The organism is Pseudomonas sp. H3(2019), from assembly GCF_007713465.1.
In the GTDB taxonomy this organism is placed as follows: domain Bacteria; phylum Pseudomonadota; class Gammaproteobacteria; order Pseudomonadales; family Pseudomonadaceae; genus Aquipseudomonas.
Genome location: NZ_VMSG01000034.1, coordinates 20,223 through 44,565 on the forward strand (window position 1 = coordinate 20,223; position 24,343 = coordinate 44,565).

The 24,343-nt window shown below is 58.8% G+C and carries 26 protein-coding genes; 21 read left to right on the forward strand and 5 right to left on the reverse strand.

Features of this window, described 5'->3' with window-relative positions:
* Nucleotides 1-61 precede the first annotated feature (61 nt).
* A complete protein-coding gene (locus FPT12_RS25570) occupies nucleotides 62-688 on the forward strand; it encodes a LysE family translocator (RefSeq protein ID WP_145021761.1) in 627 nt (208 codons plus the stop codon).
* 197 nt (nucleotides 689-885) lie between these two features.
* Here the strand turns inward: FPT12_RS25570 and uraH are convergent, their stop codons facing one another.
* On the reverse strand, nucleotides 886-1,239 hold the full coding sequence (gene uraH / locus FPT12_RS25575; protein ID WP_095078352.1) for a hydroxyisourate hydrolase: 354 nt from the start codon (nucleotides 1,237-1,239) through the stop codon (nucleotides 886-888).
* Nucleotides 1,240-1,674: 435 nt separating this feature from the next.
* On the opposite strand from uraH, the gene puuE reads away from it, so the two are divergent.
* From puuE to FPT12_RS25615, 8 genes are all read left to right on the forward strand, one after another.
* Entirely contained in the window at nucleotides 1,675-2,601 is a 927-nt protein-coding gene (gene puuE, locus FPT12_RS25580) for an allantoinase PuuE (protein WP_145021764.1), read from the forward strand.
* Nucleotides 2,598-3,113 carry a 2-oxo-4-hydroxy-4-carboxy-5-ureidoimidazoline decarboxylase gene (gene uraD / locus FPT12_RS25585; RefSeq protein WP_145021767.1) on the forward strand — a complete coding sequence of 172 codons (516 nt, stop codon included), beginning with the start codon at nucleotides 2,598-2,600 and terminating at the stop codon, nucleotides 3,111-3,113. The genes puuE and uraD overlap by 4 nt, the downstream gene beginning before the upstream one ends.
* Before the next feature lie 89 nt (nucleotides 3,114-3,202).
* Nucleotides 3,203-4,198: an allantoicase gene (gene alc / locus FPT12_RS25590; RefSeq protein ID WP_145021770.1), complete on the forward strand. Its 996-nt coding sequence runs from the start codon at nucleotides 3,203-3,205 to the stop codon at nucleotides 4,196-4,198.
* 120 nt (nucleotides 4,199-4,318) lie between these two features.
* Nucleotides 4,319-4,822: an ureidoglycolate lyase gene (locus tag FPT12_RS25595; protein ID WP_145021773.1), complete on the forward strand. Its 504-nt coding sequence runs from the start codon at nucleotides 4,319-4,321 to the stop codon at nucleotides 4,820-4,822.
* A gap of 50 nt (nucleotides 4,823-4,872) precedes the next feature.
* Entirely contained in the window at nucleotides 4,873-6,180 is a 1,308-nt protein-coding gene (locus FPT12_RS25600; RefSeq protein ID WP_145021776.1) for a urate hydroxylase PuuD, read from the forward strand.
* 239 nt (nucleotides 6,181-6,419) lie between these two features.
* Nucleotides 6,420-6,791, forward strand: a complete 372-nt coding sequence (locus FPT12_RS25605) for a hypothetical protein (RefSeq protein WP_145021779.1) — start codon at nucleotides 6,420-6,422, stop codon at nucleotides 6,789-6,791.
* On the forward strand, nucleotides 6,788-7,573 hold the full coding sequence (locus FPT12_RS25610) for an outer membrane protein OmpK (RefSeq protein ID WP_145021781.1): 786 nt from the start codon (nucleotides 6,788-6,790) through the stop codon (nucleotides 7,571-7,573). Before FPT12_RS25605 ends, FPT12_RS25610 begins: the two co-directional genes overlap by 4 nt.
* A 195-nt stretch (nucleotides 7,574-7,768) precedes the next feature.
* Nucleotides 7,769-8,623, forward strand: coding sequence for a pirin family protein (locus FPT12_RS25615; RefSeq protein ID WP_145021784.1), 855 nt, complete (start codon nucleotides 7,769-7,771; stop codon nucleotides 8,621-8,623).
* A 131-nt stretch (nucleotides 8,624-8,754) separates the two neighbouring features.
* On the opposite strand, the gene FPT12_RS25620 is transcribed toward FPT12_RS25615, so the two are convergent.
* Both FPT12_RS25620 and FPT12_RS25625 read right to left on the reverse strand, forming a co-directional pair.
* Nucleotides 8,755-9,927 carry a patatin-like phospholipase family protein gene (locus FPT12_RS25620; RefSeq protein ID WP_145021787.1) on the reverse strand — a complete coding sequence of 391 codons (1,173 nt, stop codon included), beginning with the start codon at nucleotides 9,925-9,927 and terminating at the stop codon, nucleotides 8,755-8,757.
* Nucleotides 9,928-9,978: 51 nt separating this feature from the next.
* Nucleotides 9,979-10,911: a lipid A biosynthesis lauroyl acyltransferase gene (locus FPT12_RS25625; protein ID WP_145021790.1), complete on the reverse strand. Its 933-nt coding sequence runs from the start codon at nucleotides 10,909-10,911 to the stop codon at nucleotides 9,979-9,981.
* A 121-nt stretch (nucleotides 10,912-11,032) separates the two neighbouring features.
* Between FPT12_RS25625 and minC the strand changes: the two genes are divergently transcribed.
* From minC to FPT12_RS25655, 7 genes are all read left to right on the forward strand, one after another.
* Entirely contained in the window at nucleotides 11,033-11,770 is a 738-nt protein-coding gene (minC, locus tag FPT12_RS25630; RefSeq protein WP_054598158.1) for a septum site-determining protein MinC, read from the forward strand.
* Nucleotides 11,771-11,970: 200 nt separating this feature from the next.
* Complete coding sequence (minD, locus tag FPT12_RS25635; protein ID WP_145021793.1) at nucleotides 11,971-12,783, forward strand: septum site-determining protein MinD; 813 nt, start codon at nucleotides 11,971-11,973, stop codon at nucleotides 12,781-12,783.
* Nucleotides 12,783-13,037, forward strand: coding sequence for a cell division topological specificity factor MinE (minE, locus tag FPT12_RS25640; protein ID WP_019693048.1), 255 nt, complete (start codon nucleotides 12,783-12,785; stop codon nucleotides 13,035-13,037). The genes minD and minE overlap by 1 nt, the downstream gene beginning before the upstream one ends.
* 91 nt (nucleotides 13,038-13,128) lie before the next feature.
* Nucleotides 13,129-13,764 (forward strand): RluA family pseudouridine synthase, encoded by a 636-nt coding sequence (locus tag FPT12_RS25645; protein WP_007940846.1) that lies wholly within the window; start codon nucleotides 13,129-13,131, stop codon nucleotides 13,762-13,764.
* 112 nt (nucleotides 13,765-13,876) lie between these two features.
* On the forward strand, nucleotides 13,877-15,166 hold the full coding sequence (locus FPT12_RS25650) for a M18 family aminopeptidase (RefSeq protein ID WP_145021796.1): 1,290 nt from the start codon (nucleotides 13,877-13,879) through the stop codon (nucleotides 15,164-15,166).
* 139 nt (nucleotides 15,167-15,305) lie between these two features.
* A complete protein-coding gene (locus FPT12_RS27770; RefSeq protein WP_178098898.1) occupies nucleotides 15,306-15,482 on the forward strand; it encodes a hypothetical protein in 177 nt (58 codons plus the stop codon).
* A 79-nt stretch (nucleotides 15,483-15,561) separates the two neighbouring features.
* Nucleotides 15,562-17,718: a mechanosensitive ion channel family protein gene (locus FPT12_RS25655; protein ID WP_145021799.1), complete on the forward strand. Its 2,157-nt coding sequence runs from the start codon at nucleotides 15,562-15,564 to the stop codon at nucleotides 17,716-17,718.
* Nucleotides 17,719-17,824: 106 nt separating this feature from the next.
* Here the strand turns inward: FPT12_RS25655 and FPT12_RS25660 are convergent, their stop codons facing one another.
* Complete coding sequence (locus FPT12_RS25660) at nucleotides 17,825-18,358, reverse strand: hypothetical protein (RefSeq protein ID WP_145021802.1); 534 nt, start codon at nucleotides 18,356-18,358, stop codon at nucleotides 17,825-17,827.
* Nucleotides 18,359-18,546: 188 nt separating this feature from the next.
* The gene (locus FPT12_RS25665; RefSeq protein ID WP_145021805.1) at nucleotides 18,547-19,260 is read right to left on the reverse strand and encodes a UTRA domain-containing protein; all 714 of its coding nucleotides are present in this window, start codon (nucleotides 19,258-19,260) and stop codon (nucleotides 18,547-18,549) included.
* 349 nt (nucleotides 19,261-19,609) lie between these two features.
* Here FPT12_RS25665 and FPT12_RS25670 point away from each other — a divergent pair, with 349 nt between their 5' ends.
* The 5 genes from FPT12_RS25670 to FPT12_RS25690 all read left to right on the forward strand — a co-directional run bounded on the left by FPT12_RS25670 (nucleotide 19,610) and on the right by FPT12_RS25690 (nucleotide 24,260).
* Entirely contained in the window at nucleotides 19,610-20,686 is a 1,077-nt protein-coding gene (locus FPT12_RS25670) for an ABC transporter substrate-binding protein (protein ID WP_145021808.1), read from the forward strand.
* Nucleotides 20,687-20,823: 137 nt separating this feature from the next.
* Nucleotides 20,824-21,630 carry an alkaline phosphatase family protein gene (locus FPT12_RS25675; protein ID WP_145021811.1) on the forward strand — a complete coding sequence of 269 codons (807 nt, stop codon included), beginning with the start codon at nucleotides 20,824-20,826 and terminating at the stop codon, nucleotides 21,628-21,630.
* Nucleotides 21,627-22,472, forward strand: coding sequence for an ABC transporter permease subunit (locus tag FPT12_RS25680; protein ID WP_145021814.1), 846 nt, complete (start codon nucleotides 21,627-21,629; stop codon nucleotides 22,470-22,472). The genes FPT12_RS25675 and FPT12_RS25680 overlap by 4 nt, the downstream gene beginning before the upstream one ends.
* On the forward strand, nucleotides 22,459-23,259 hold the full coding sequence (locus FPT12_RS25685; RefSeq protein WP_054593521.1) for an ABC transporter permease: 801 nt from the start codon (nucleotides 22,459-22,461) through the stop codon (nucleotides 23,257-23,259). Before FPT12_RS25680 ends, FPT12_RS25685 begins: the two co-directional genes overlap by 14 nt.
* Nucleotides 23,256-24,260, forward strand: coding sequence for an ABC transporter ATP-binding protein (locus FPT12_RS25690; protein ID WP_145021816.1), 1,005 nt, complete (start codon nucleotides 23,256-23,258; stop codon nucleotides 24,258-24,260). The genes FPT12_RS25685 and FPT12_RS25690 overlap by 4 nt, the downstream gene beginning before the upstream one ends.
* Nucleotides 24,261-24,343: the final 83 nt, after the last annotated feature.

Consider the following 24,343-nt stretch of genomic DNA (forward strand, 5'->3'; position numbering starts at 1 on the left):
ATTCAAGCGTCATCCAGCCTCACCCCCTCGGGTGGGGCTTTTGCACATTAGGAGGAAAGTGATGAGTCTGGAAACCTGGCTGCTGTTCAGCGGCGCTGCCCTGGTGGTGATCCTGATCCCGGGGCCACTGTCGTTGCTGATGATCAGCAACAGTCTGAATTACGGTCTGCGGCGTTCTTACCCGGCGTTTCTCGGCGGCGTGTTTGCCTCGATCTGCCTGCTCAGTGCTTCGGCATTGGGTCTGGGCGCCCTGCTGCTGGCTTCGGAGCAACTCTTCAGTGCGCTGAAGATTGTCGGCGCGCTGTACCTGTTCTACCTCGCCTGGCAGAGCTGGCAGCAATCGCGTCAGCCATCGACCGGCGCCGAAGTGCCCCAGACCGCGCCGACACCGCGCTTTCGTGCACTGTTCGGGCGCGCGTTCGTGCTAGGTGCCAGCAACCCGAAAGACATCCTGTTTTTCGCCGCTTTCCTGCCGCAGTTCTTGAGCGCACAGCAGCCCTTTCTGCCGCAGTTGCTGATCATGATCGCCACCTGGACTGTGCTGGATCTGTGCTGCAAGCTGGCTTACGGCCTCGGTGCGCATGGTGCTGCGCGGTACCTGCGCAGCGGCAAGGGCCAGAGCTGGTTCAACCGGATCAGTGCCGGGCTGTTCAGTGGCGCGGGTGCTGCCTCCCTTTTGAGCCGCTAAAAGCATCGCGGGCAAGCCTTGCTCCTACAGGTCCTGAGTCGCTCTCAATGCATGCGAATAACATAAATCAGTAGGAGCAAGGCTTGCCCGCGATGGCGTCATCAGACACACCACATTTCTCAAGACGAAAAAAAGCCCGCAGTGTGAGCGGGCGAAAGACCAAAGAAGCTTATGCGCAGGATTCTGGGGGGAAAGTCCTAGCTTCCTCTGTAGGTCGAATAGCTGTAGGGCGAAATCAACAATGGCACATGGTAGTGATCCTGCTCTGCCGAGATGCCGAAGCGCAGCACCACCACATCCAGAAAGGCCGGCTCCGGTAGCTGTACACCACGTGCGCGGTAGTAATCGCCGGCATGAAACTGCAGCTGATAAACCCCGGAACGGTAGTCATCGCCTTGCAATAAGGGCGCGTCGCAACGGCCGTCGCTGTTGGTCAGTGCACTGGCCACCAATTCCAGCTGCGAACCTTCAACGCGGTACAACTCGACCTTGATCGAGCTGCCCGGGCAACCGTGTGCTGCGTCCAAAACGTGTGTAGTCAAACGTCCCATTGATTCTGCGCGCCCGCCTGCGTTTGCAGCAGTCAGGCCTCGCGCCTCCCGGAGTCAGTTAAAAAGGAGACCGCACCTTTTCGGAGCACGAAAAGCGGCGGCGAGCGACTGATTAAGACATTTTTTAAAAAAATTGTACACAATAATAACGACATTTTTACCGCTGCACTCGCCATCCATGGCTTCTCGGCGAATCTGACGCTGAACCATAAGATCAGAGGACCTTCCATCCATTAGCTGACCACTCAGGCAGGTTTCTTGCAGCCCTCTACAAAGATGACAGCTGGTGAAAAATGCAAAAAATCAGGCTTACAAAATGAATATAAAGTTGTATACAATCAGCCCATCGCTGTGACGCCAGCCTGTCACCTCACCTTCAGGCCGCCACACCCCCCTTATCGCGAATAAGTAACCCGAATAAGAAGGAAGACTGCAGTGAGCGCTGACTACCCACGCGACCTGATCGGTTACGGCAGTAACCCTCCCCACCCACACTGGCCGGGCAATGCCCGCATTGCCTTGTCCTTCGTGCTCAATTACGAGGAAGGCGGCGAGCGCAACATTCTGCACGGCGATAAAGAGTCGGAAGCCTTCCTCTCGGAAATGGTCTCGGCGCAGCCGCTGCAAAGCGAGCGCAACATGAGCATGGAGTCGCTGTACGAGTATGGCAGCCGTGCCGGCGTCTGGCGGATCCTCAAGCTGTTCAAGGAATTCGATATCCCACTGACCATCTTCGCCGTGGCCATGGCAGCCCAACGCCACCCGGACGTGATCCGCGCCATGGTTCAAGCCGGCCATGAGATTTGCAGCCATGGCTATCGCTGGATCGACTACCAGTACATGGACGAAGCGCAAGAACGCGAGCACATGCTCGAAGCGATCCGTATCCTCACCGAAATCAGCGGCGAGCGCCCGTTGGGCTGGTACACCGGCCGTACCGGGCCGAACACCCGTCGGCTGGTGATGGAAGAAGGCGGCTTCCTGTACGACTGCGATACCTACGACGATGACCTGCCGTACTGGGAACCGAATAACCCGACCGGCAAACCGCATCTGGTGATCCCGTACACCCTGGACACCAATGACATGCGCTTCACCCAGGTTCAGGGTTTCAACAAGGGCGACGATTTCTACCAGTACCTCAAGGACGCGTTCGACGTGCTTTACGCCGAAGGCGCCGAATCGCCAAAAATGCTCTCCATCGGTTTGCACTGCCGCCTGATCGGTCGCCCTGCCCGCCTGGCCGCACTCAAGCGGTTTATCGAATACGCGAAAAGCCATGAGCAGGTCTGGTTCAGCCGCCGGGTCGATATCGCCCGCCACTGGCACGCAACCCACCCGTACCCAGGGGCTTCGAAATGACTGCCTTCCAGACCTTGAAGCCATCGACCTTGAGCCGCGACGCCTTCGTCAACGCCTTCGCCGACATCTACGAACATTCGCCATGGGTCGCCGAAAAAGCCTTCGACCTGGGCCAGGACGCGACGATTGACGAGATCGAAACCCTGCACCAGCGCATGAGCGATATCCTGCTCTGTGCCGATCACGCCAGCCAGTTGGCCTTGATCAACGCTCACCCGGACCTGGCCGGTAAAGCCGCCGTCCAGGGCCAACTGACCGAAGCCAGTACCAACGAGCAAGCTGGCGCCGGCATTCACCAATGCACGAGCGATGAGTTCCAGCGCTTCACCGAGTTGAACGACGCCTACAAAGCCAAGTTCAAGTTTCCCTTCATCATGGCGGTAAAAGGCAGCAACCGGCATCAGATCCTCGCAGCGTTCGAAACGCGCATTCACAACTCGGCAGACACCGAATTCAAATGCGCGCTGGCGGAGATCAACAAGATCGCCCTGTTCCGATTACTGACTCTTTAGCGAACCTGGCCCGAGCGTGAATGAACGTGAAAAACGCCCAGGGCCCTGCAAGCATCCCAAGCCACTTTAATTAAAGGCAGACAAGAAGAATGAAAGCTTACGCCGTACCTTTCGAGAAATTCGTCAACCTGGCCGACGCCCGCCTGGGCACCAAAATCATCTCGGTCACCGATGACTGGTTCGCTGATGCCAACCGCCTGTTCCAGCCGACCCCGGCCGTATGGAAAGAAGGCGTGTTCGATGACAACGGCAAGTGGATGGATGGCTGGGAATCGCGTCGCAAGCGCTTCGAAGGCTACGACAGCGCGGTGATCCGCCTCGGCGTGCCGGGCTCGATCAAGGGCGTGGACATCGACACCTCATTCTTCACCGGCAACTTCCCGCCGTCTGCCTCCCTGGAAGCCTGCTTCGTGGCCTCCGGCGAGCCGACTGAAACCACCCAGTGGGTTGAAGTGCTGTCGGCCGTCGAGCTGCAAGGCAACAGCCACCACTACCACGAAATCAACAACGGCCAGGCCTTCAGCCACCTGCGTTTCAACATCTACCCGGACGGCGGTGTCGCCCGTCTGCGCGTGTACGGCATTCCGTTCCGCGACTGGTCGGCGGTTGGCGACAACGAACAAATTGACCTGGCCGCAGCCCTGAACGGCGGTCGCGCCCTGGCTTGCTCCGACGAGCACTTCGGTCGCATGAGCAACATCCTCAACCCGGGCCGTGGCATCAATATGGGCGATGGCTGGGAAACCGCACGTCGCCGCACTCCGGGCAATGACTGGGTGATCGTCGCGCTGGGCCACCCGGGCGAGATCGAAAAAATCATCGTCGACACCCTGCACTTCAAGGGCAACTACCCGGACACCTGCTCGATCCAGGGCGCGTTCGTCAAGGGCGGCACCGACAGCCAGATCGAAACCCAGTCGCTGTTCTGGCGCGAATTGCTGCCAGCGCAGAAACTGGAAATGCACGCCGAACACACCTTCGCCGAGCAGATCAAGGCCCTGGGCCCAATCACCCACATCCGCCTGAACGTGTTCCCGGACGGTGGCGTGAGCCGCTTGCGTGTATTGGGCAAGGTCGCGAAATAAGCGCTGAGTCCAATCGCGAGCAAGCTCGCTCCCACATTTGACCGCGTCCCCCTGTGGGAGCGAGCTTGCTCGCGATAGCAATAGACCAGACAACAACGAATTCAAGGTAAGAAGACCAGCATGCGCACATTGACGATTGAACCGCTGACCAAAGATGCCTTCGCCCCTTTCGGTGACGTGATCGAAACCGACGGCAGCGATCACTTCATGATCAACAACGGTTCGACCATGCGCTTTCACAAACTGGCGACGGTGGAAACCGCCATGCCAGAAGACAAGGCGATCATCAGCATCTTCCGCGCCGACGCGCAGGACATGCCGCTGACCGTCTGCATGCTGGAGCGCCATCCGCTGGGCAGCCAGGCTTTCATTCCGCTGCTCGGCAACCCCTTTCTGATCGTGGTCGCGCCACTTGGCGATGAACCTGTATCAGGCTTGGTCCGCGCCTTCGTCACCAACGGCAGGCAGGGCATTAATTACCATCGCGGCGTTTGGCACCATCCGGTGCTGACGATCGAAAAGCGGGATGACTTCCTGGTGGTTGATCGCAGTGGCACAGGCAATAACTGCGATGAGCATTTTTTCAAAGAGGATGAGCGTTTGATCCTCGCCCCCCACCAATAAGAGAAGGTCTGATCACTCGACTACAGAGTGACAGGCGAGAGGTAAAGACTGTGGAAGCACATCTGTTGGAATGGCTGAACCTGAGCGTGCGCTGGGTTCATATGATCACTGGCGTGGCCTGGATCGGCGCGTCGTTCTACTTTGTCTGGCTGGAAAACAACCTCAATCGGGTCAACCCGAAAAACGGTCTGGCCGGTGACTTGTGGGCGATTCACGGTGGCGGGATCTACCACCTGGAGAAATACAAACTGGCCCCACCGACCATGCCGGACAACCTGCACTGGTTCAAATGGGAAGCCTACTTCACCTGGATGTCGGGGATCGCGCTGCTGTGCGTGGTGTTCTACTCCAACCCGACGCTGTACCTGCTGGCACCCGGCAGCAGCCTGAGCGGACCTGAAGGTGTGGCCATCGGTCTTGGCTCGCTGTTCATCGGCTGGTTCATCTACTCCTTCCTGTGCGACTCGGCCCTGGGCAAACGCCCTGCCCTGCTCGGTTTCATTTTGTTCGTGCTGATCATTGGCGCTGCTTACGGCTTCAGCAAAGTGTTCAGTGGCCGCGGCGCGTACCTGCACGTTGGCGCCATGATCGGCACCATCATGGTTGGTAACGTGTTCCGCATCATCATGCCGGCCCAACGGGCACTGGTGGCAGCCATCGCCGAGAACCGCACACCGGATCCGGCACTGCCAGCCAAGGGCCTGCTGCGTTCACGTCACAACAACTACTTCACCTTACCGGTGCTGTTCATCATGATCAGCAACCACTTCCCGAGCACCTACGGCAGCCAGTACAACTGGTTGATCCTGGCCGGGATCGCGGTACTCGCGGTGTTGGTGCGTCACTATTTCAACACCCGCCACCAAAGCCACAAGTTCGCCTGGACCCTGCCCGTCGCGGCAGTGGGCATGATCTGCCTGGCCTACGTCACCGGCCCGACGCCAATGAACACCCCGGAAGTGGCCAAGGTACCGGCGAAGATCGAGTACCAACCGCTGCCGGAAACCGCCCTCGGTGGCGGTGCCAAACCCGCTGAAGCAGCGCCTGCTGCCCCGGTCGCCACCGCTGCACCCGCGCAAGCTTCGACTGCCAGCGGTCCGGACTTCAACAAGGTGCACAGCGTGATTCAGGAACGTTGTGCGGTATGCCATTCGGCCAAACCGACCAGCCCGCTGTTCAGCGCGGCACCGGCTGGCGTGATGTTCGATACCCCGCAACAGATCCAGCAATTGGCCCCGCGGATTCAGGCCCAGGCTGTCGCCAGCCAAATCATGCCGTTGGGCAACATCACACAGATGACCCAGCAGGAACGCGACCTGATCGGCGCCTGGATCAACCAGGGAGCCCGGACCAACTAAGCAGCAAAAACATCGTCGGAACGCCGCCCGGAGCCGGCTCGCTCCCACAGGGGTTGTGCAAGAACTGTGGGAACGAGCCTGCTCGCGAATGACCGCAACGCGGTCCACCCGCCCTTTCATCGTTATCCGGTTCCACCCGTAACACGAAGTACCCGCATGACAGACCGACCGGCGATACGCCCGGTCGCCGTCGGCGGCTGTCTGCGCCTTAACAATAAAAATAATCGAGGAGCAACACGGTGACAAACTTGATAGCGGCGCTCCGTTGCGGGGCGCTTGAGCCATGTCGCGGGAGTCAGTATTTTCCGCGGCCGCCTGAATCGGCTCTAAAAAAAAGCCCGGATTTAATTCCTGACCAGATAGCCAGCTTATCCCGGCTCTGGACGGTCACACGGCACACTCCAATAAAAACCGAATGGACACTTGATCGACTGTTTTCGAACAGCCGAGCGGGCGTTCTTTTGCGTTTGAAAAGCCTTGGCTCAGCGCTTGCCGGAGCGCTGAAGCCGAGCGACTGGATGATTGTTTACAGCAACGAAAAACAGGCGCCACAGCAGAGCGTCGACTCAAAAAAAAACGTGGGACCACTTACTTTGGGAGCAACCGAATGAACCGTACATGCACTAGCCTGATGCTCGCTGGATCCTTGCTGGCGGGGGGCCAGGCAATGGCCGGCGACCTGCTGCAGTGGCAGAACAACAGCCTGACCTATCTCTATGGCAAAGACTTTAAAGTCAACCCGAGTATCCAGCAAACCGTGACCTTCGAGCACGCCGATGCCTGGAAATACGGGGACAACTTCCTGTTCATCGACAAGATTTTCTACAACGGCAAACCTGACGCCTACCTCGGCAATAACACGTACTACGGTGAGTTCAGCCCGCGCTTGTCGTTCGGCAAGATCTTCGACCAGAAACTCGAGTTCGGCCCGATCAAGGACGTCCTGCTGGCCATGACCTACGAGACCGGCGAAGGCGACGTCAACTCCTACCTGATCGGTCCGGGCTTCGACCTGGCCATTCCCGGTTTCGATTACTTCCAGCTGAACTTCTACAATCGCCACACCGACGATAAACGCCCGGGTAACAACATCTGGCAGATCACTCCAGTATGGTCCTACACCATCCCGGTGGGCAGCTCCAGCGTGCTGATCGACGGTTACATGGACTGGGTGGTCGACAACGACAAGAACAGCCAAGGCACCTACCACGCCAACCTGCACTTCAACCCGCAGATCAAATACGACTTGGGCAAAGCCTTGCACTGGGGCGAGAAGCAGCTGTACGTCGGTATCGAGTACGACTACTGGAAGAACAAGTACGCCATCGAAGACACCAAAGACTTCACCACCAATCAGAGCGCGACAAGCCTGCTGGTGAAGTACCACTTCTGATCCAACGTTAAAGATCGTAGCCTTCGCCAGCACCTACACAAGCGCATCGAGTGTAGGGACCGGCGCGGCTGCGGTCTTTTGCTTTGCCGCCAACACATCGAACATCCCGATTAAACCCCCGCAAAATTCGCAACCATTGATCAATCCGTCTGGCATAGCATGGCAGCATTCCACTCTGATCAAGGAGTTGCACCGATGACTCAGTTTCGCAAAGTGCTTAGCCTGCATACCGGCCAACCCGCGTCCGATGGCGCCGGGGTCAAGCTGACCCGGGTATTTGGGGGGGCTGGCATCGAACGCTTCGACCCGTTCCTGATGCTCGACGAGTTCGGCTCGGAAAATCCCGACGACTACATCGCCGGCTTCCCACCCCACCCGCACCGCGGCTTCGAAACCGTGACCTACATGCTCGAAGGCCGCATGCGCCATGAGGATCATCTGGGTAACGTCGGTTTGCTGGAGGGCGGTGGCGTGCAATGGATGACCGCCGCCAAGGGCATCATCCACAGCGAAATGCCGGAGCAGGAAGAAGGTGTGATGCGCGGCTTCCAGCTGTGGCTGAACCTGCCGGGCAAGCACAAACTCGATCCGGCCAGCTATCGGGACATTCAGCCTGCGGACATTCCACGATCGAAAACCGCGCAAGGCGTCGAGGTGGTGGTGATCGCCGGTCTGTTCGACGACGGCACCGTCAAGCAAGCAGGCGCAGTACAACGGCCAGACACCGAACCGTATTACTTTGATTTCCATCTGCCGGCCGGCACTAGCGTCACGCCGAAACTGCCTGACGGGCATCGGGTACTGCTCTATGTGTATGACGGCAGCGTTGAATTGCCGGGACAAACTCAGAGTGTCGGCGTCAGTAAACTGGTCCGGTTGTCGGATGAAGGCGAGCTGCAACTGAGCAGCGAGTCCGGCGCCAGAGTGCTGTTGATCGCCGGAAAACCGCTGGGTGAGCCGATCGTGCAGTACGGACCGTTCGTGATGAATACCCGGGAGGAGATCGAACAGGCGTTGCGTGATTTTCGCGATGATCGGCTGACTGCCTGAGTTTTGCATCGCCTGCAAGGACGCCTTCGCGGGCAAGCCTTGCTCCCACAGGTGAGGGGTTGTTCGCAATATTTATGAACGACACAGATCCGTAGGAGCAAAGCTTGCTCGCGATGGCCGCACTGCAGTCCTCAAGCCAGGATTGCCGGCTCTTCCAACCCCAAAAACCGGCACAACTCTTCGCGCTTGGCCAAGGCATCGCGGCGGCCAAGTTCGATCAACTCGCTGCAATATCCCGCCTCGAACAGCAAATAACTCAACACCCCGGCGCCGCTGGTCCGGGTCGCACCCGGCCCACGCAAGAACAGTCGCAACGCGGCTGGCAGCTCTTGCCGATGCCGTGCGGCGATTTCATCGATCGGCTGACTCGGGGCAATCACCAACACGTCCACCGGTGCTACGCCGAGGCTGCGGGCCGCGGTACTCGCCGGTAACAAGTGACTGAACTGGTTCAAGCGTTGCAACAGCTCGATGTCGCTCTCCAGGCTGTCAATGAACGTACTGTTGAGCATGTGCCCGCCAATCTGCGCCAACGAGGGTTGCTGACCGGTGTAGGTACGCTGCAACGGATTATCGGGATCAACGCCGCGCGGGTTACCACTGACGCCCACCACCAGCACCCTGCTCGCCCCCAGGTGCAGGGCCGGGCTGATCGGCGCCGATTGACGCACCGCACCGTCGCCGAAGTACTCGTTGCCGATCTTCACGGGCGCAAACAACAACGGGATCGCCGAACTCGCGAGCAGATGGTCGACCGTCAATTGAGTCGGCATGCCGATACGTCGATGGCGCAGCCAGGCATCGATGCTCCGGCCGCCCTGATAGAAGGTTACGGCTTGCCCGGACTCATAACCGAAGGCGGTAACGGCCACGGCGTGCAGTTGCTTTTGCGCGATGGCTTCATTGATGCCGGACAGGTGCAGATTGTCGCTCAACAAATCGCGCAGCGGTGAGCTGTTGATCAGCGCCACCGGCACTTTTGCGCCAATCCCCAGCAGGCTGTGACAGACGAACCGAGTGGCCTGGCTGATCACTCCCGGCCAATCGCTGCGTAACACCAGGTCGCTGCGAAAGCCCTGCCAGAATGCGGTCAACCGCTGGATGGCGGCGGTAAAGTCCATCGCCCCGCTGGCCAGGCTTACCGCATTGATTGCCCCGGCCGAAGTGCCGACGATCACCGGAAACGGATTGGCGGAACCTGCCGGCAGCAGCTCGGCTATCGCTGCCAGCACCCCGACCTGATACGCCGCCCGAGCCCCGCCGCCGGAAAGAATCAAACCTGTAACCGGCTCAACTGAACTCATCGCAACGCTCCATGGTGCTTGGGGCTTTCAATCTAGTCTGACGAAACGGATTCAACCGCGCTTGGCATACAATTTCGGCTCGCCGGGCGGACGGCTCTTGAAGCGTCGATGGGTCCAGAGGTATTGCTCAGGACAATTGCGCACGCAACCTTCGACCCACTGGTTGATCCGGATGCAATCGACCTCGTCGCTTTCACCTGGAAAGTCGTTCAGCGGCGCATGGATCACCAGACGGTAACCACTGCCGTCGGCCAGGCGTTCCTGGGTGAACGGCACCACCAGCGCCTTGCCCAGCTTGGCAAACTTGCTGGTAGCGGGAACGGTTGCCGCCATAATGCCGAATAACGGCACGAAGATACTTTGCTTGGCGCCGTAGTCCTGATCCGGTGCATACCAGATGGCCCGGCCAGCGCGCAGCAACTTGAGCATGCCGCGTACGTCGTCGCGCTCGACCGCCAGCGAGTCGAGGTTATGCCGCTCGCGACCACGCCGCTGAATGTAATCGAACAGCGGGTTTTTATGTTCGCGGTACATGCCGTCGATGGTGTGCTGCTGGCCGAGCAACGCTGCGCCGATTTCCAGGGTCGTGAAGTGCAACGCCATCAGGATCACACCCTTGCCGTCGCGCTGAGCCTGTTTGAGGTGCTCCAGCCCTTCGACATGGGCCAGGCGTGCCAGACGCGCGCGGGACCACCACCAGCTCATGGCCATCTCGAAGAAGGCAATACCGGTCGAGGCGAAGTTTTCCTTGAGCAGGCGTTTGCGCTCGTCAGGTGTTTTTTCCGGGAAACACAGTTCCAGGTTGCGTTTGGCGATGCGCCGACGATCGGTGGCAACCCGATACATCCCGCTACCCAGCAGGCGACCAATGCGCAGCAGCAGCGGATACGGCAGCTGAACGACCAGCCACAACAGCCCTAGACCGCACCATAGCAGCCAAAAGCGCGGATGAAAAAATGCAGCTCGAAATTGCGGGCGATCCATTAACGATTCCGGACAGACAACAAGGCCGCGCATTCTACATCGGTTCGACCCGGCTTGCGGCTTACGGGCGTTCTCGTTATAAGTCTCGGCACTTTTAGTGACAAGCCGTTTTATGCCGACCATGAGCCAAACCGAACCGCTAGACCAAGATCCCGTGTTCCAGTTGAAGGGCAGCATGCTCGCCATTACGGTGCTGGAACTGGCCCGCAATGACCTCGAAAGCCTCGACCGACAACTGGCTGCGAAGGTCGCCCTGGCGCCTAATTTTTTCAGCAATGCGCCGCTGGTGCTGGCCCTGGACAAACTCCCGGCCACTGAAGGCGCGGTCGACCTGCCTGCGCTGATGCGTGTTTGCCGACACCATGGCTTGCGCACGCTGGCCATCCGCGCCAGTCGCATCGAAGACATCGCCGCCGCCATTGCCGTCGACCTGCCGGTGCTGCCGCCGTCTGGCGCGCGCGAACGAGCACTTGACCCGCACGAAGGCGAAGTCAGGAAAAAACCGGAAAAACCGCCTGAGCCGACCATCAAACCGACCCGAATAATCACTTCGCCAGTACGTGGTGGCCAGCAGATTTATGCCCAGGGTGGCGATTTGGTAGTGGTTTCCTCGGTCAGCCCGGGGGCGGAACTTCTCGCCGACGGCAACATCCATGTATACGGACCGATGCGCGGTCGTGCGCTGGCCGGTGTAAAGGGTGACTCCAAGGCACGGATTTTCTGTCAGCAATTGAGCGCTGAACTACTCTCTATCGCCGGTCATTACAAGGTTTCCGAAGATCTGCGCCGCGATCCGCTGTGGGGGGCCGGCGTACAAGTCAGCCTGTCGGGTGACGTGTTGAACATCATTCGGCTTTAACGGATACTGCCGCATTTTCCAAGCATCTCTAAAACGTAGCGAAAACGGCTCAAACGAAGTAGGAAAAAGGCACAAGGCAGCGTTTACCCGAGGTAAACCCCGCCGAACACCGGATTCCAGCCAAGGCTGTCCGACTGCAGTAGTTTTCAGGAGATGTTTTTCAGGGGCTAAAAGTCCTTTTTCCTTAGGGGTGAAACACCTTGGCCAAGATTCTCGTGGTTACATCCGGCAAGGGTGGTGTGGGTAAGACCACCACCAGCGCCGCTATCGGTACCGGCCTCGCTTTGCGCGGTCACAAAACAGTCATCGTCGACTTCGACGTCGGCCTGCGTAACCTCGACCTGATCATGGGTTGCGAGCGTCGCGTGGTGTATGACTTCGTCAACGTGGTCAACGGCGAAGCCAACCTGCAGCAAGCCCTGATCAAAGACAAGCGCCTGGAAAACCTCTACGTGCTGGCCGCCAGTCAGACCCGCGACAAAGACGCGCTGACCGTAGAAGGCGTGGAAAAAGTGCTCATGGCACTTAAAGAAGACTTCGAATTCGTGGTCTGCGATTCTCCGGCGGGCATCGAGAAAGGCGCCCACCTGGCCATGTATTTCGCTGACGAAGCGATTGTCGTGACCAACCCGGAAGTCTCCTCGGTTCGTGACTCGGACCGCATGCTTGGCCTGCTGGCCAGCAAGTCGCGTCGCGCCGAGAACGGCGAAGACCCGATCAAGGAACACCTGTTGCTGACCCGCTACAACCCAGAGCGCGTAAACAACGGCGAAATGCTCGGCGTCGAAGACGTCAAAGAGATTCTGGCGGTCACCCTGCTGGGTGTGATTCCGGAATCGCAAGCCGTACTCAAGGCTTCCAACCAAGGCGTGCCAGTGATTCTCGACGACCAAAGCGACGCCGGTCAGGCGTACAGCGATGCCGTCGATCGTCTGCTGGGCAAAACCGTGCAACACCGGTTCCTTGACGTTGAGAAGAAGGGATTCTTCGAGCGCCTGTTTGGAGGTAGATAATGAATCTTTTTGACTTCTTTCGTGCCAACAAAAAAGTAAGCACCGCGTCGGTAGCGAAAGAGCGTCTACAGATCATCGTGGCGCATGAACGCGGCCAGCGCAGTACCCCAGATTACCTGCCGGCCTTGCAGAAGGAGTTGGTCGAGGTGATCCGCAAGTACGTCAATATCGGGTCCGATGACGTGCACGTCGCACTGGAAAACCAGGGCAGCTGCTCGATTCTGGAACTCAATATCACCCTGCCTGATCGCTGAGTCGATCCGGCTGGAGCCACGGCGGCTCAGGTCCTTTCCAGCAACGGAGAGGACCTGAGCCGCCGTTGGCGTTTGTTACGAGGCTGTTTTAATGCCGCTGTCGAATATCCGCATCATCCATCAGGACGCCGCCGTACTGGTGGTGGACAAGCCTACCCTGCTGCTCTCCGTGCCCGGTCGCGCCGATGACAACAAGGACTGCCTGATCACCCGCCTGCAAGAAAACGGCTACCCGGAAGCGCGCATCGTCCATCGACTGGACTGGGAAACCTCCGGGATCATCCTGCTGGCCCGCGACCCTGATACCCATCGCGAGCTGTCTCGGCAGTTTCACGACCGCGAAACCGAAAAAGCCTACACCGCACTGTGCTGGGGCCAGCCGGAACTGGACAGCGGCAGCATTGATTTGCCGTTGCGCTACGACCCGCCGACCAAACCCCGCCACGTGGTGGACCATGAATTCGGCAAGCATGCGCTGACCTTCTGGCGTGTGCTGGAACGTTGCGGCGACTGGTGCCGGGTGGAACTGACGCCGATTACCGGCCGCTCGCATCAGTTGCGCGTGCACATGCTCTCCATCGGCCATCCGTTGCTGGGTGACGGGCTATACGCTCACCCGCAAGCCCTGGCGGCTTGGCCGCGCCTGTGCCTGCACGCCAGCATGCTCAGCTTCACCCACCCGCAAAGTGGCGAACGCTTGCGCTTCGAGTGCCCGGCACCGTTTTGAGTGCTACTGATCGTTCCCACGCTCCCGCGTGGGAACGATCATCAAAGTTGCGTACCACGCAAAACCTGCGATCAATACGTTAAACTCGCGGCACTGCTGTCTGGAGCTACTTATGCGCGAAGAGTTGAACCAAGGCCTGATCGACTTCCTCAAGGCCTCCCCTACCCCATTCCATGCCACCGCCAGCCTTGTTCAGCGTCTGGAAGCGGCGGGTTATCAGCGCCTTGACGAGCGTGAGCCCTGGGCCACCGAAGCCAATGGTCGCTACTACGTCACGCGCAACGACTCCTCGATCGTTGCGATCAAGATGGGTCGCAACTCCCCACTGCACGACGGCATCCGCCTGGTCGGCGCTCACACCGATAGCCCATGCCTGCGGGTCAAGCCACAACCTGAACTGCAACGTCAGGGTTTCTGGCAGTTGGGCGTCGAAGTCTATGGCGGCGCATTGCTCGCCCCCTGGTTTGACCGTGACCTGTCGCTGGCCGGTCGCGTGACCTTTCGTCGCGACGGCAAGGTCGAAAGCCAGCTGATCGACTTCAAGGCACCGATCGCCACCATTCCCAACCTGGCCATTCACCTCAACCGTGAAGCCAACATGGGCTGGGCGATCAACGCACAGACCGAACTGCCGCCGATCCTCGCGCAATTTGCCGGTGACGAGCGAGTGGATTTCCGCGCCGTGCTCACCGATCAATTGGCTCGGGAACACGGTCTGAACGCCGACGTGGTGCTCGATTACGAGCTGAGCTTCTACGACACCCAAAGCGCCGCCGTCATCGGCCTGCATGGCGACTTCATTGCCGGGGCGCGCCTGGACAACCTGCTGTCGTGCTACGCCGGCCTGCAAGCCTTGCTGACAGCTGAAACCGATGAAACCTGCGTGCTGGTGTGCAACGACCACGAAGAAGTCGGCTCCTGCTCGGCATGCGGTGCCGATGGCCCGATGCTCGAACAAACCCTGCGTCGCCTGCTGCCTGAGGGCGACGAGTTCGTCCGCACCATTCAGAAATCGCTGCTGGTCTCGGCCGACAACGCCCACGGCGTACACCCCAACTACGCCGACAAGCACGACGCCAACCACGGCCCGAAACTCAATGCCGGCCCGGTAATCAAGGTCAACAGCAACCAGCGCTACGCCACCAATAGCGAAACCGCAGGGTTCTTCCGTCATCTGTGCATGGCCGAAGAAGTTCCGGTGCAAAGCTTCGTGGTACGCAGCGACATGGGCTGTGGCTCAACCATCGGCCCGATCACCGCCAGCCATTTGGGCGTACGCACCGTGGACATCGGCCTGCCGACGTTTGCCATGCACTCGATCCGTGAATTGTGCGGCAGCCATGACCTGGCGCACCTGGTCAAAGTGCTGAGCGCTTTCTACGCGTGCCGCGAGTTGCCGTAACGCAATCCCTGTGGCGAGGGAGCTTGCTCCCTCGCCACAGGGATTACGGGATGCTGCCGAACCATTTCTGATCCGCATCAACCCACGTCGCACAAAAGCCACCTAGACTTACGTCACCTTCCCCGACAAGGCTGTCGTCATGATCTCGATGTCTGTGTTCAACTCCATGCTCATTCCGATTCTCTCGGGAATGATCCTGCTGGCCATCGGCTTCAACTTTCGCGACAAAAATGCCGGGGTGTTTTCGATGTGGGTCGGCATGCTGCTGATCCTCGCCACCGTGATTTACAAAATCCTCGCCAAACTGAACGAATAAAAGCATTCACTGCGCTCGCATTGGTTTTGCCCCGCTCGTACACTCGGTCGACCTGCACCCTGTTGAGGTTGACCACCTAGTGTTCGCTCGTCTTTTTGCCCTGCCGTCTACGCTATTCATCTGCCTGTTGATGCTGCTTCCCGTGGCGCCTGCTCAGGCTGTCGGCCTGCCAGGCCTGCTCAACGGCTCACCAAAAGCCCAACCGGAAGCGACCGCACCGCTGGGGCAATCGCTGGACGAAGTGATCAAATCGCTGGAAAACGATCAGCAACGAGCCAGATTGCTGACCGACCTGAAGAAACTGCGCGACACCACTAAAAAGGCCCAGCCCCCCGAAGAAGACGGTGTGCTCGGCTTGATCGGCGGCACCTTGGCCAGCCTCGAAAAACAGTTTTCCGGTGCCGACAGCCCGCTCACTCGCTGGTCCGATGAGTTCGAACTGGCCAAGGACGAACTGAGTGCACTGATGCTGCCGGCCAGCGAATGGCTGCCAATGCTCTTTGCCTTCGCGCTGATCCTGATGCTCTGGAGCCTGCTCGCCGCTGCGCTGATCTGGCTCGGTCATCGCGTCCGAACGCGCTTCGGCCTGACTGAAGAACTGCCGCAACACCCCAAGACCTGGGACATGCTGCGCTTTGCCCTGCGTAAACTCGGCCCTTGGCTGATCGCACTGCTGATTACCGTCTACATGAGCTACGCCTTGCCATCATCGCTGGGTAAATACCTGGCCATGGTGCTGGCCTATGCACTGGTGGTCGGCACCTGCTTCTCGGCGATCTGCGTGATCGCGTTCTCGGTGCTCGACGGCCCGCACCGCCATCGCGCCCTGTACATCCTGCGGCACCAGGCCTTTCGCCCGCTGTGGCTGATCGGCAGTTTTGCGGCCTTCGGCGAAGCCTTGAACGACCCACGGCTGGTCACCAGCCTCGGCATTCACCTGGCCCACACCACCGCGACCATCGCCAATGTGCTGGCCGCGATTTTCACCGGTCTGTTCATCCTGCGATTCCGTCGGCCCATCGCCCACCTGATCCGCAACCAGCCGCTGTCGCGGCGACTGACCCGTCGTGCACTGAGCGACACCATCGACATTCTCGGGACCTTCTGGTACTTGCCTGCACTGGTGCTGGTGGCGATCTCGCTGTTCGCCACCTTCGTCTCGGCCGGCGACACCAGCACCGCACTGCGCCAATCGCTGATCTGCACCGTGCTGCTGGTGTTGTGCATGGTCATCAACGGACTGGTCCGCCGCCACGCACTCAAGCCACAACGCGGGGTAAAGCGCCATGCGCTGTACTCGGACCGCCTCAAGAGCTTCTTCTATACTCTCGCGCACCTGACAGTGTGGCTGGCGTTCATCGAACTGGGCTTGCGGGTCTGGGGCATGTCGCTGATCCGCTTCACCGAAGGCGAAGGTCATGAAGTCAGTGTCAAACTGTTCAGTCTGGGCGGTACGCTGATCTTCGCGTGGTTGATCTGGATCCTCAGCGACACCGCCGTGCACCACGCCCTCACCCGCTCACGCAAAGGCCTGGCCAATGCGCGCGCGCAGACCATGATGCCGCTGATTCGCAACGTGCTGTTCGTGGCGATTTTCATCATTGCGCTGATCGTCGCGCTGGCCAACATGGGCATGAACGTCACGCCGCTGCTGGCGGGTGCCGGGGTGATCGGCCTGGCCATCGGTTTTGGCGCGCAGTCGCTGGTTGCCGACCTGATCACCGGACTGTTCATCATCATCGAAGACTCCCTGGCCATCGATGACTACGTGGACGTCGGCGGCCACCTGGGCACCGTCGAAGGCCTGACCATCCGCACCGTGCGCCTGCGGGACATCGACGGCATCGTGCACACCATTCCGTTCAGTGAAATCAAAAGCATCAAGAACTACTCGCGGGAATTCGGCTACGCGATCTTCCGGGTGGCAGTGCCGTACAACATGGAAATCGACGACGCGATCAAACTGATGCGCGAAGTCGGCCAGAAAATGCGCACCGACCCCATCCAGCGCCGCAACATCTGGTCGCCGCTGGAGATTCAGGGCGTCGAAAGTTTTGAGTCCGGCAGCGCAATCCTTCGCGCCCGGTTCAAGACCGCACCAATCAAACAATGGGAAGTTTCAAGAGCGTTTAACCTATCGCTCAAACGCCATCTGGATGAAGCCGGGCTGGATCTGGCGACACCGAGGATGAGTATTCAGGTGGTGACGGCCGCAGACGGGCTTGAGAAAGAGTAACGGTTGAACAACCGCATGTTCATTGCCCCGTCCCTACTGGAACGGGGCAATTTCTATTTTATTACAGCGCAAGCTACAGGCACTTACGCTCGATCATCAACAACTTTTAGCTGACGCCTTTCTGCTCAATATGCAAAGTGATATCAGCAGGAATAGTACGATCAGGATACCCGGCCGAACGTGCCACCCAAGAATTTTCCTCCATTGCCAGATACTTACCATCACCCCGATCGACTCTGGGAACAGCCAGCAAAAAGTTATACATCGTGTCGTGATCTTCAAATGCCGTCCCCCCATACATGCATTGCTGCACGTAATACTTACGAGGGGTTTGCAGGTAGACCGCTTTCTGATCACCTACTATTTCAGCCAAGGTAATATACGCTTTAGTAGTGGCCTGCAACAAGAAAGGAGTACCGTCTTTAGCTGCCACAAGATAACCATCCCCAACAACATCAACGCATGCCCCTGCATGCTCCCCACTAGCTATTTGAATATTATAAAAGCCGTGGAAGTACTTGAAATAAAACCTCGTCGGGGCTGTTTTCATCCACTGCGTTGTAAGTCTGTTACCAGCCAACGTTACAGGATAATTACAGATACTCATGGTTGCTATAAATGAAAGCTCATCACTACTCATACACTAATCCTTATGTAAATAAATCCCTGAATGCTACGCAACCTTGCGCGAGCGACTTGAATATACATACAAGCAAATCAGCACATCAACAGCAACTATATAAACTTAAGTTTCAGCCAGCCATCACCCATCCCCCGAACAACATATATACATCTATCGAACAGCCAACAACTTATTAACACCAATAGTCAAACCACATCCACCCCGACATGAATCGCATCATGCCGCCAAAACTCCAGGTCACAATCGATCAATCGCTGATGCTGATCGTAATTGACCCGGGCAATCCGTAACCCCGGGCTGCCCACGGACACCCGAAGTGCGGCCGCAGCGTCCACCGACAACGCAGTCGGCACGATCTCGAAGCGCACCCGGCCATAGTGCAAATCGTAATGCCGCGCATACAGCTCGGTAATCGACTGATTGAGATCGAACGCCAGAATCCCCGGAAAAAACTGCGGATTCAAGTAGTGCTCAACATACAAAACCAACCGCCCATCGATGCGCCGCGAACGGCAGATCTGAATCACACTCGACAACGCCGGCAGCTGCAACCAGGCACACACCGCCGCTGACGCCGGTTGCAACCGCGCCGAAATCACCTCGGTCGACGGCACCCGCCCCTGGGCACTGACCATCGCGTGAAAGTGACTGCGCTGCATCAGGTTGTAAGCCAGACGCGGTGGCGAAACGAACCAGCCGCGCCGCTCTTCGCGATAAATCTGCCCCTGCGCTTCCAACTGCAACAACGCCTCACGCACGGTGATCCGCGTGGTCCCGAACAACTCACTGAGCTTGCGCTCGGCCGGCAGCTTGCTCGCAGGTGCCAACAGACCGTGGTCGATCTGCTCCTGAAGCACCTGACCGATAGCTGTCACCGCTTTCGTTGCCTCTTCGCGCATCAACGTTACCTATCTGGACTAGACCAGCACTATTTCGGGGCAGGACTGCGCCAAAAAACGCGTCCTGAAACGTATTGCAAGCCTAGGCAATACATATGACTGATCGATGACAATGCCGCCGAACGGCTGATCCAGACCTGTGCAAATAAGCGGCCAAGTCCTTGCAAACCGGCCTTCCGGCCATGGTCTACGCTTACTTCGCAGCCTCCACTACCGAGCGAAAAGAATGCGAGCGCGCCTGATACCGACATCAAAGTGTCATCCAGCTCACCTAAATTGGCTCAGGTATTGCTGACCTAGACCAACAAACCGCAAAACGCAGCGTTGAATACGCCCAAAGGAGCTTCGGATGAAACAGCTTTTCCTGGCATCACTGTTAGGCTCGACCATCGCCATGTGCACCGCAGCCATGGCGGCTGACACCGATTTAAAAGCCTTGGAGACCGCTGCAAAAGCGGAAGGCGCCATCAACAGCGTCGGCATGCCCGATGACTGGGCCAACTGGAAAGGTACCTGGGAAGACCTGGCCAAGAACTACGGCCTCAAGCACATCGACACCGACATGAGTTCGGCCCAGGAAGTCGCCAAGTTCGCCGCCGAAAAAGACAACGCCAGTGCTGACATCGGCGACGTTGGCGCCGCCTTCGGCCCGATCGCAGTCAAGCAAGGCGTGGTTCAACCGTACAAGCCAAGCACCTGGGCGCAAGTTCCGGACTGGGCCAAGGACAAGGACGGCAACTGGGCACTGGCCTACACCGGCACCATCGCGTTCATCGTCAACAAGAAACTGCTGCACGGTTCCGATGCCCCGACAAAGTGGGCTGACCTGAAAACCGGTAAATACAAGGTCTCCATCGGTGACGTGAGCACCGCTGCACAAGCCGCCAACGGCGTATTGGCCGCCGCCATCGCCAACGGTGGTGATGAAAAGAACATTCAGCCAGCACTGCTGATGTTCGCCGAGATCGCCAAGCAAGGTCGCCTGTCGCTGGCCAACCCGACCATTTCCACCATGGAAAAGGGTGAAGTCGAAGTCGGTGTGGTCTGGGACTTCAATGGCCTGAGCTATAAAGCCAAGATGGTCAACCCGGATGACTACGTCGTGCTGATCCCGTCCGATGGTTCGGTGAAGTCCGGTTACACCACCATCATCAACAAATACGCCAAGCACCCGAACGCCGCAAAACTGGCCCGCGAGTACATCTTCAGCGATGCCGGCCAAATCAATCTGGCGCGCGGTAACGCCCGGCCGATTCGTGCTGAAACAGGCCTGAAACTGCCTGCTGATGTCGCGAAAAACCTGATCCCGGCCGCGCAGTACGAAGCCGCCAAGCCCAAGCCGATCACCGACGCCGATGCCTGGGAAAAAACCTCCAAGGCCCTGCCGCAGAAGTGGCAGGAAGAAGTCATCATCAATATGCAGTAATGCTGCATCCGTAGGAGCAAAGCTTGCTCGCGATGCAGGCACCGTGATCTGTCTAACGACCGCGGCGATACCATCGCGGGCAAGCCTTGCTCCTACAGGTTTTGACGCTACCACCTGATTTTGGAGTTTCCTCCCCCATGAAGCACAACGTCATCCTTGTCGTGCTCGACGGCCTCAATTACGAGGTTGCCCGCCACGCCATGGGACATCTTCAGGCTTATGTCGGTGCAGGACGCGCAGCCCTCTACAAACTCGAATGCGAACTGCCGTCCCTGTCGCGCCCGCTCTATGAATGCATCCTGACCGGCGTCACACCGATCGACAGCGGTATCGTCCACAACAACGTGTCCCGCCTGTCGAACCAGCACAGCGTGTTCCACTACGCCACTGCTGCCGGGCTCAGCACCGCCGCTGCGGCCTACCACTGGGTCAGCGAACTGTATAACCGTTCGCCCTTCATGGCTGCCCGCGACCGCCACACCGACAACACCGAACTGCCGATCCAGCATGCGCATTTCTACTGGTCCGATCACTACCCCGATTCGCACCTGTTCGCCGACGCCGAGAACCTGCGTCTGCGCCATGCACCGAACTTTCTGTTGGTCCACCCCATGAACATCGACGACGCCGGGCACAAGCACGGCCTTGACACGGCGCAATACCGCAACAGTGCCCGCTCGGCCGACATCATTCTCGCCGACTACCTGCAAGGCTGGCTCGACGCTGGCTATCAGGTGCTGGTGACCGCCGATCACGGCATGAACAACGACCGTTCCCACAACGGCCTGCTGGCCGAAGAACGTGAAGTGCCGCTGTTCGTCATCGGCGATGCCTTCAGCTTCAATCCCCATGCAGCCCCGAAACAAACCGAACTGTGTGGCACTGTCTGCGAGTTGCTGGGTGTGGCCCACGACAAACCAGTGTGCCGGGAGCTGTTCAAGTGAATTCAATCACCCGCGGCAAATGGCTGGCGGCGTTATGCCTGGTGCCCTTCGCCATTTTCTTTATCGTGTTCCAGATCGCGCCGCTGTGCTGGGTGCTGATCAACAGTGTGCAATCGGAAGAGTTCGGCTGGGGCCTGGCCAACTTCAACAAGATCTTCAGCTCGAAGTTCTACCTGCAGGCGATCCAGTACAGCCTCGAGATCAGCTTCTGGTCCAGCGTGTTCGGCATCGTCATCGCAATCCTCGGCAGTTACTCGCTGCGCCGGGTCGACTCGAAGCTGCGCAACTTCGTCAACGCCTTCGCCAACATGACCAGCAACTTCGCCGGTGTCCCGCTGGCCTTTGCATTCATCATCCTGCTGGGGTTCAACGGCAGTTTCACCATCATGCTCAAGCAGGCCGGGATTATTCAGGACTTCAACCTGTACTCGAAAACCGGGTTGATCATCCTTTACACCTACTTCCAGATTCCCCTCGGCGTGTTGCTGCTGTACCCGGCATTCGACGCCCTGCGTGAAGACTGGCGCGAATCGGCCTCCCTGCTCGGCGCCAATGGCTGGCAGTTCTGGCGACACATCGGCTTGCCGGTGCTGACCCCGGCCTTGCTCGGCACTTTCGTAATCCTGCTGGCCAATGCCCTCGGCGCCTATGCCACGGTCTACGCCCTGACCACCGGCAACTTCAACGTGCTGCCGATCCGCATCGCGGCGATGGTTTCGGGCGACATTTCCCTGGACCCGAACATGGCCAGTGCCCTGGCCGTTGTGCTGGTGACGTTGATGACCCTGGTGACCGTGGTCCATCAGTTGCTGTTGAAGAGGAGCTACCATGTCTCGCGCTGAGTTGGGCCCCGTCGGTGTCTACCACCGGGTCGTGGTTTATCTGCTGTTCGCCATTCTGTTGCTGCCGCTGGCCGGGACGCTGATCTACTCGATCGCCAGCAGCTGGTCGGCCACCGTTCTGCCCAGCGGCTTTACCTTCAAGTGGTACATCCAGCTGTGGAGCGACCCGCGTTTTCTCAACGCCTTTGGCCAGTCACTGCTGGTCTGCGTGGGTGCGCTGATTCTGTCGGTGGTGCTGATCCTGCCACTGCTGTTCGTGGTGCATTACCACTTCCCGAAACTCGACGCGCTGATGAACATCCTGATCCTGCTGCCGTTCGCAGTGCCACCCGTGGTGTCTTCGGTGGGCTTGTTGCAGCTCTACGGGTCGGGACCGTTCGCGATGGTCGGTACACCGTGGATTCTGGTCGGTTGCTACTTCACCGTGGCGCTGCCGTTCATGTACCGGGCGATCACCAACAACCTGCAGGCGATCAACCTGCGCGACCTGATGGACTCCGCCCAACTGCTCGGCGCCAGCACCTGGCAAGCGGCGTTCCTGGTGGTATTGCCGAACCTGCGCAAAGGCTTGATGGTCGCATTGCTGCTGTCGTTCTCGTTCCTTTTCGGTGAGTTCGTGTTCGCCAACATCCTCGTCGGCACGCGTTACGAAACCCTGCAGGTCTATCTCAACAACATGCGTAACAGCAGCGGTCACTTCACCAGCGCGCTGGTGATTTCCTACTTTTTCTTTGTGCTGGTTCTGACCTGGGCTGCCAATATTTTGAACAAGGACAAAAGCCAATGAGCTATGTCAGCGTCCAACACCTGCAAAAAAGCTACTCGCAAACGGGCTCCGCCGGCACTCCGGTGTTCAGCGACATCAACTGCGAAATCCAGAAAGGCGAGTTCGTCACCTTGCTCGGCCCGTCCGGTTGCGGCAAGTCGACCCTGCTGCGCTGCATCGCCGGGCTGACCGCAGTGGATGGCGGCAAGATCCTGCTCGACGGCCATGACCTGGTGCCGCTGAGCCCGCAGAAACGCGGAATCGGCATGGTGTTCCAGAGTTACGCGCTGTTCCCCAACATGACCGTGGAGCAGAACGTCGCCTTCGGTTTGCGTATGCAGAAGGTCAACGCCGACGACAGCCGCAAGCGCGTGCTCGAAGTACTGCAACTGGTGGAGCTGACCGATTTCGCCAGCCGTTACCCGCATCAACTATCTGGCGGCCAATGCCAGCGCGTGGCCCTCGCCCGCTCGCTGGTCACCCGGCCACGCCTGCTGCTGCTCGATGAGCCGCTGTCGGCACTCGATGCGCGTATCCGCAAACACCTGCGCGAGCAGATCCGGCAGATCCAGCGCGAGCTGGGGTTGACCACGATTTTCGTAACGCACGATCAGGAAGAAGCCCTGACCATGTCCGACCGGATCTTCCTGATGAACCAGGGCAAGATCGTCCAGAGCGGCGATGCTGAAACGCTCTACACCGCGCCGGTCGATGTGTTTGCCGCCGGCTTCATCGGCAACTACAACCTGCTCGACGCCGCCAGCGCCAGCAAGCTGCTGCAACGCCCGATCAATGGCCGCATCGCGATTCGCCCGGAAGCCATCGAACTGAGTCGCCATGGCGAGCCGGACGCGCTGATCCGCAGCCACAGCCTGCTGGGCAACGTGATCCGCTATCGGGTCGAGGCTCGCGGCGTTGAACTGGTGGTAGACGTGCTGAACCGTTCGGCGGCTGACCTGCATGCCGATGGTCAACGGCTGGCACTTTCCATCGATCCGACAGCCCTGTGTGAGGTAGCTTGAAGACAGCGGCAAGCTGCAAGCCGCGAGCTTCAAGTTGTAGACTGCTGACCACCTAAATCCACTCTTGCAGCTTTAAGCTTGCC

Bases quoted from the DNA above. Each gene is read 5' to 3' on its own strand.
- uraD (WP_145021767.1), top strand. From the start codon at position 2,598: ATGACTGCCTTCCAGACCTTGAAGCCATCGACCTTGAGCCGCGACGCC.
- FPT12_RS25685 (WP_054593521.1), top strand. From the start codon at position 22,459: ATGTCTCGCGCTGAGTTGGGCCCCGTCGGTGTCTACCACCGGGTCGTG.
- FPT12_RS25595 (WP_145021773.1), top strand. From the start codon at position 4,319: ATGCGCACATTGACGATTGAACCGCTGACCAAAGATGCCTTCGCCCCT.
- minE (WP_019693048.1), top strand. From the start codon at position 12,783: ATGAATCTTTTTGACTTCTTTCGTGCCAACAAAAAAGTAAGCACCGCG.
- FPT12_RS25650 (WP_145021796.1), top strand. From the start codon at position 13,877: ATGCGCGAAGAGTTGAACCAAGGCCTGATCGACTTCCTCAAGGCCTCC.
- uraH (WP_095078352.1), bottom strand. From the start codon at position 1,239: ATGGGACGTTTGACTACACACGTTTTGGACGCAGCACACGGTTGCCCG.
- FPT12_RS25670 (WP_145021808.1), top strand. From the start codon at position 19,610: ATGAAACAGCTTTTCCTGGCATCACTGTTAGGCTCGACCATCGCCATG.
- FPT12_RS25645 (WP_007940846.1), top strand. From the start codon at position 13,129: ATGCCGCTGTCGAATATCCGCATCATCCATCAGGACGCCGCCGTACTG.
- FPT12_RS25660 (WP_145021802.1), bottom strand. From the start codon at position 18,358: ATGAGTAGTGATGAGCTTTCATTTATAGCAACCATGAGTATCTGTAAT.
- FPT12_RS25620 (WP_145021787.1), bottom strand. From the start codon at position 9,927: ATGAGTTCAGTTGAGCCGGTTACAGGTTTGATTCTTTCCGGCGGCGGG.
- FPT12_RS25625 (WP_145021790.1), bottom strand. From the start codon at position 10,911: ATGGATCGCCCGCAATTTCGAGCTGCATTTTTTCATCCGCGCTTTTGG.
- FPT12_RS27770 (WP_178098898.1), top strand. From the start codon at position 15,306: ATGATCTCGATGTCTGTGTTCAACTCCATGCTCATTCCGATTCTCTCG.
- FPT12_RS25610 (WP_145021781.1), top strand. From the start codon at position 6,788: ATGAACCGTACATGCACTAGCCTGATGCTCGCTGGATCCTTGCTGGCG.
- alc (WP_145021770.1), top strand. From the start codon at position 3,203: ATGAAAGCTTACGCCGTACCTTTCGAGAAATTCGTCAACCTGGCCGAC.
- FPT12_RS25675 (WP_145021811.1), top strand. From the start codon at position 20,824: ATGAAGCACAACGTCATCCTTGTCGTGCTCGACGGCCTCAATTACGAG.
- FPT12_RS25665 (WP_145021805.1), bottom strand. From the start codon at position 19,260: ATGCGCGAAGAGGCAACGAAAGCGGTGACAGCTATCGGTCAGGTGCTT.
- FPT12_RS25690 (WP_145021816.1), top strand. From the start codon at position 23,256: ATGAGCTATGTCAGCGTCCAACACCTGCAAAAAAGCTACTCGCAAACG.
- minC (WP_054598158.1), top strand. From the start codon at position 11,033: ATGAGCCAAACCGAACCGCTAGACCAAGATCCCGTGTTCCAGTTGAAG.
- FPT12_RS25570 (WP_145021761.1), top strand. From the start codon at position 62: ATGAGTCTGGAAACCTGGCTGCTGTTCAGCGGCGCTGCCCTGGTGGTG.
- FPT12_RS25615 (WP_145021784.1), top strand. From the start codon at position 7,769: ATGACTCAGTTTCGCAAAGTGCTTAGCCTGCATACCGGCCAACCCGCG.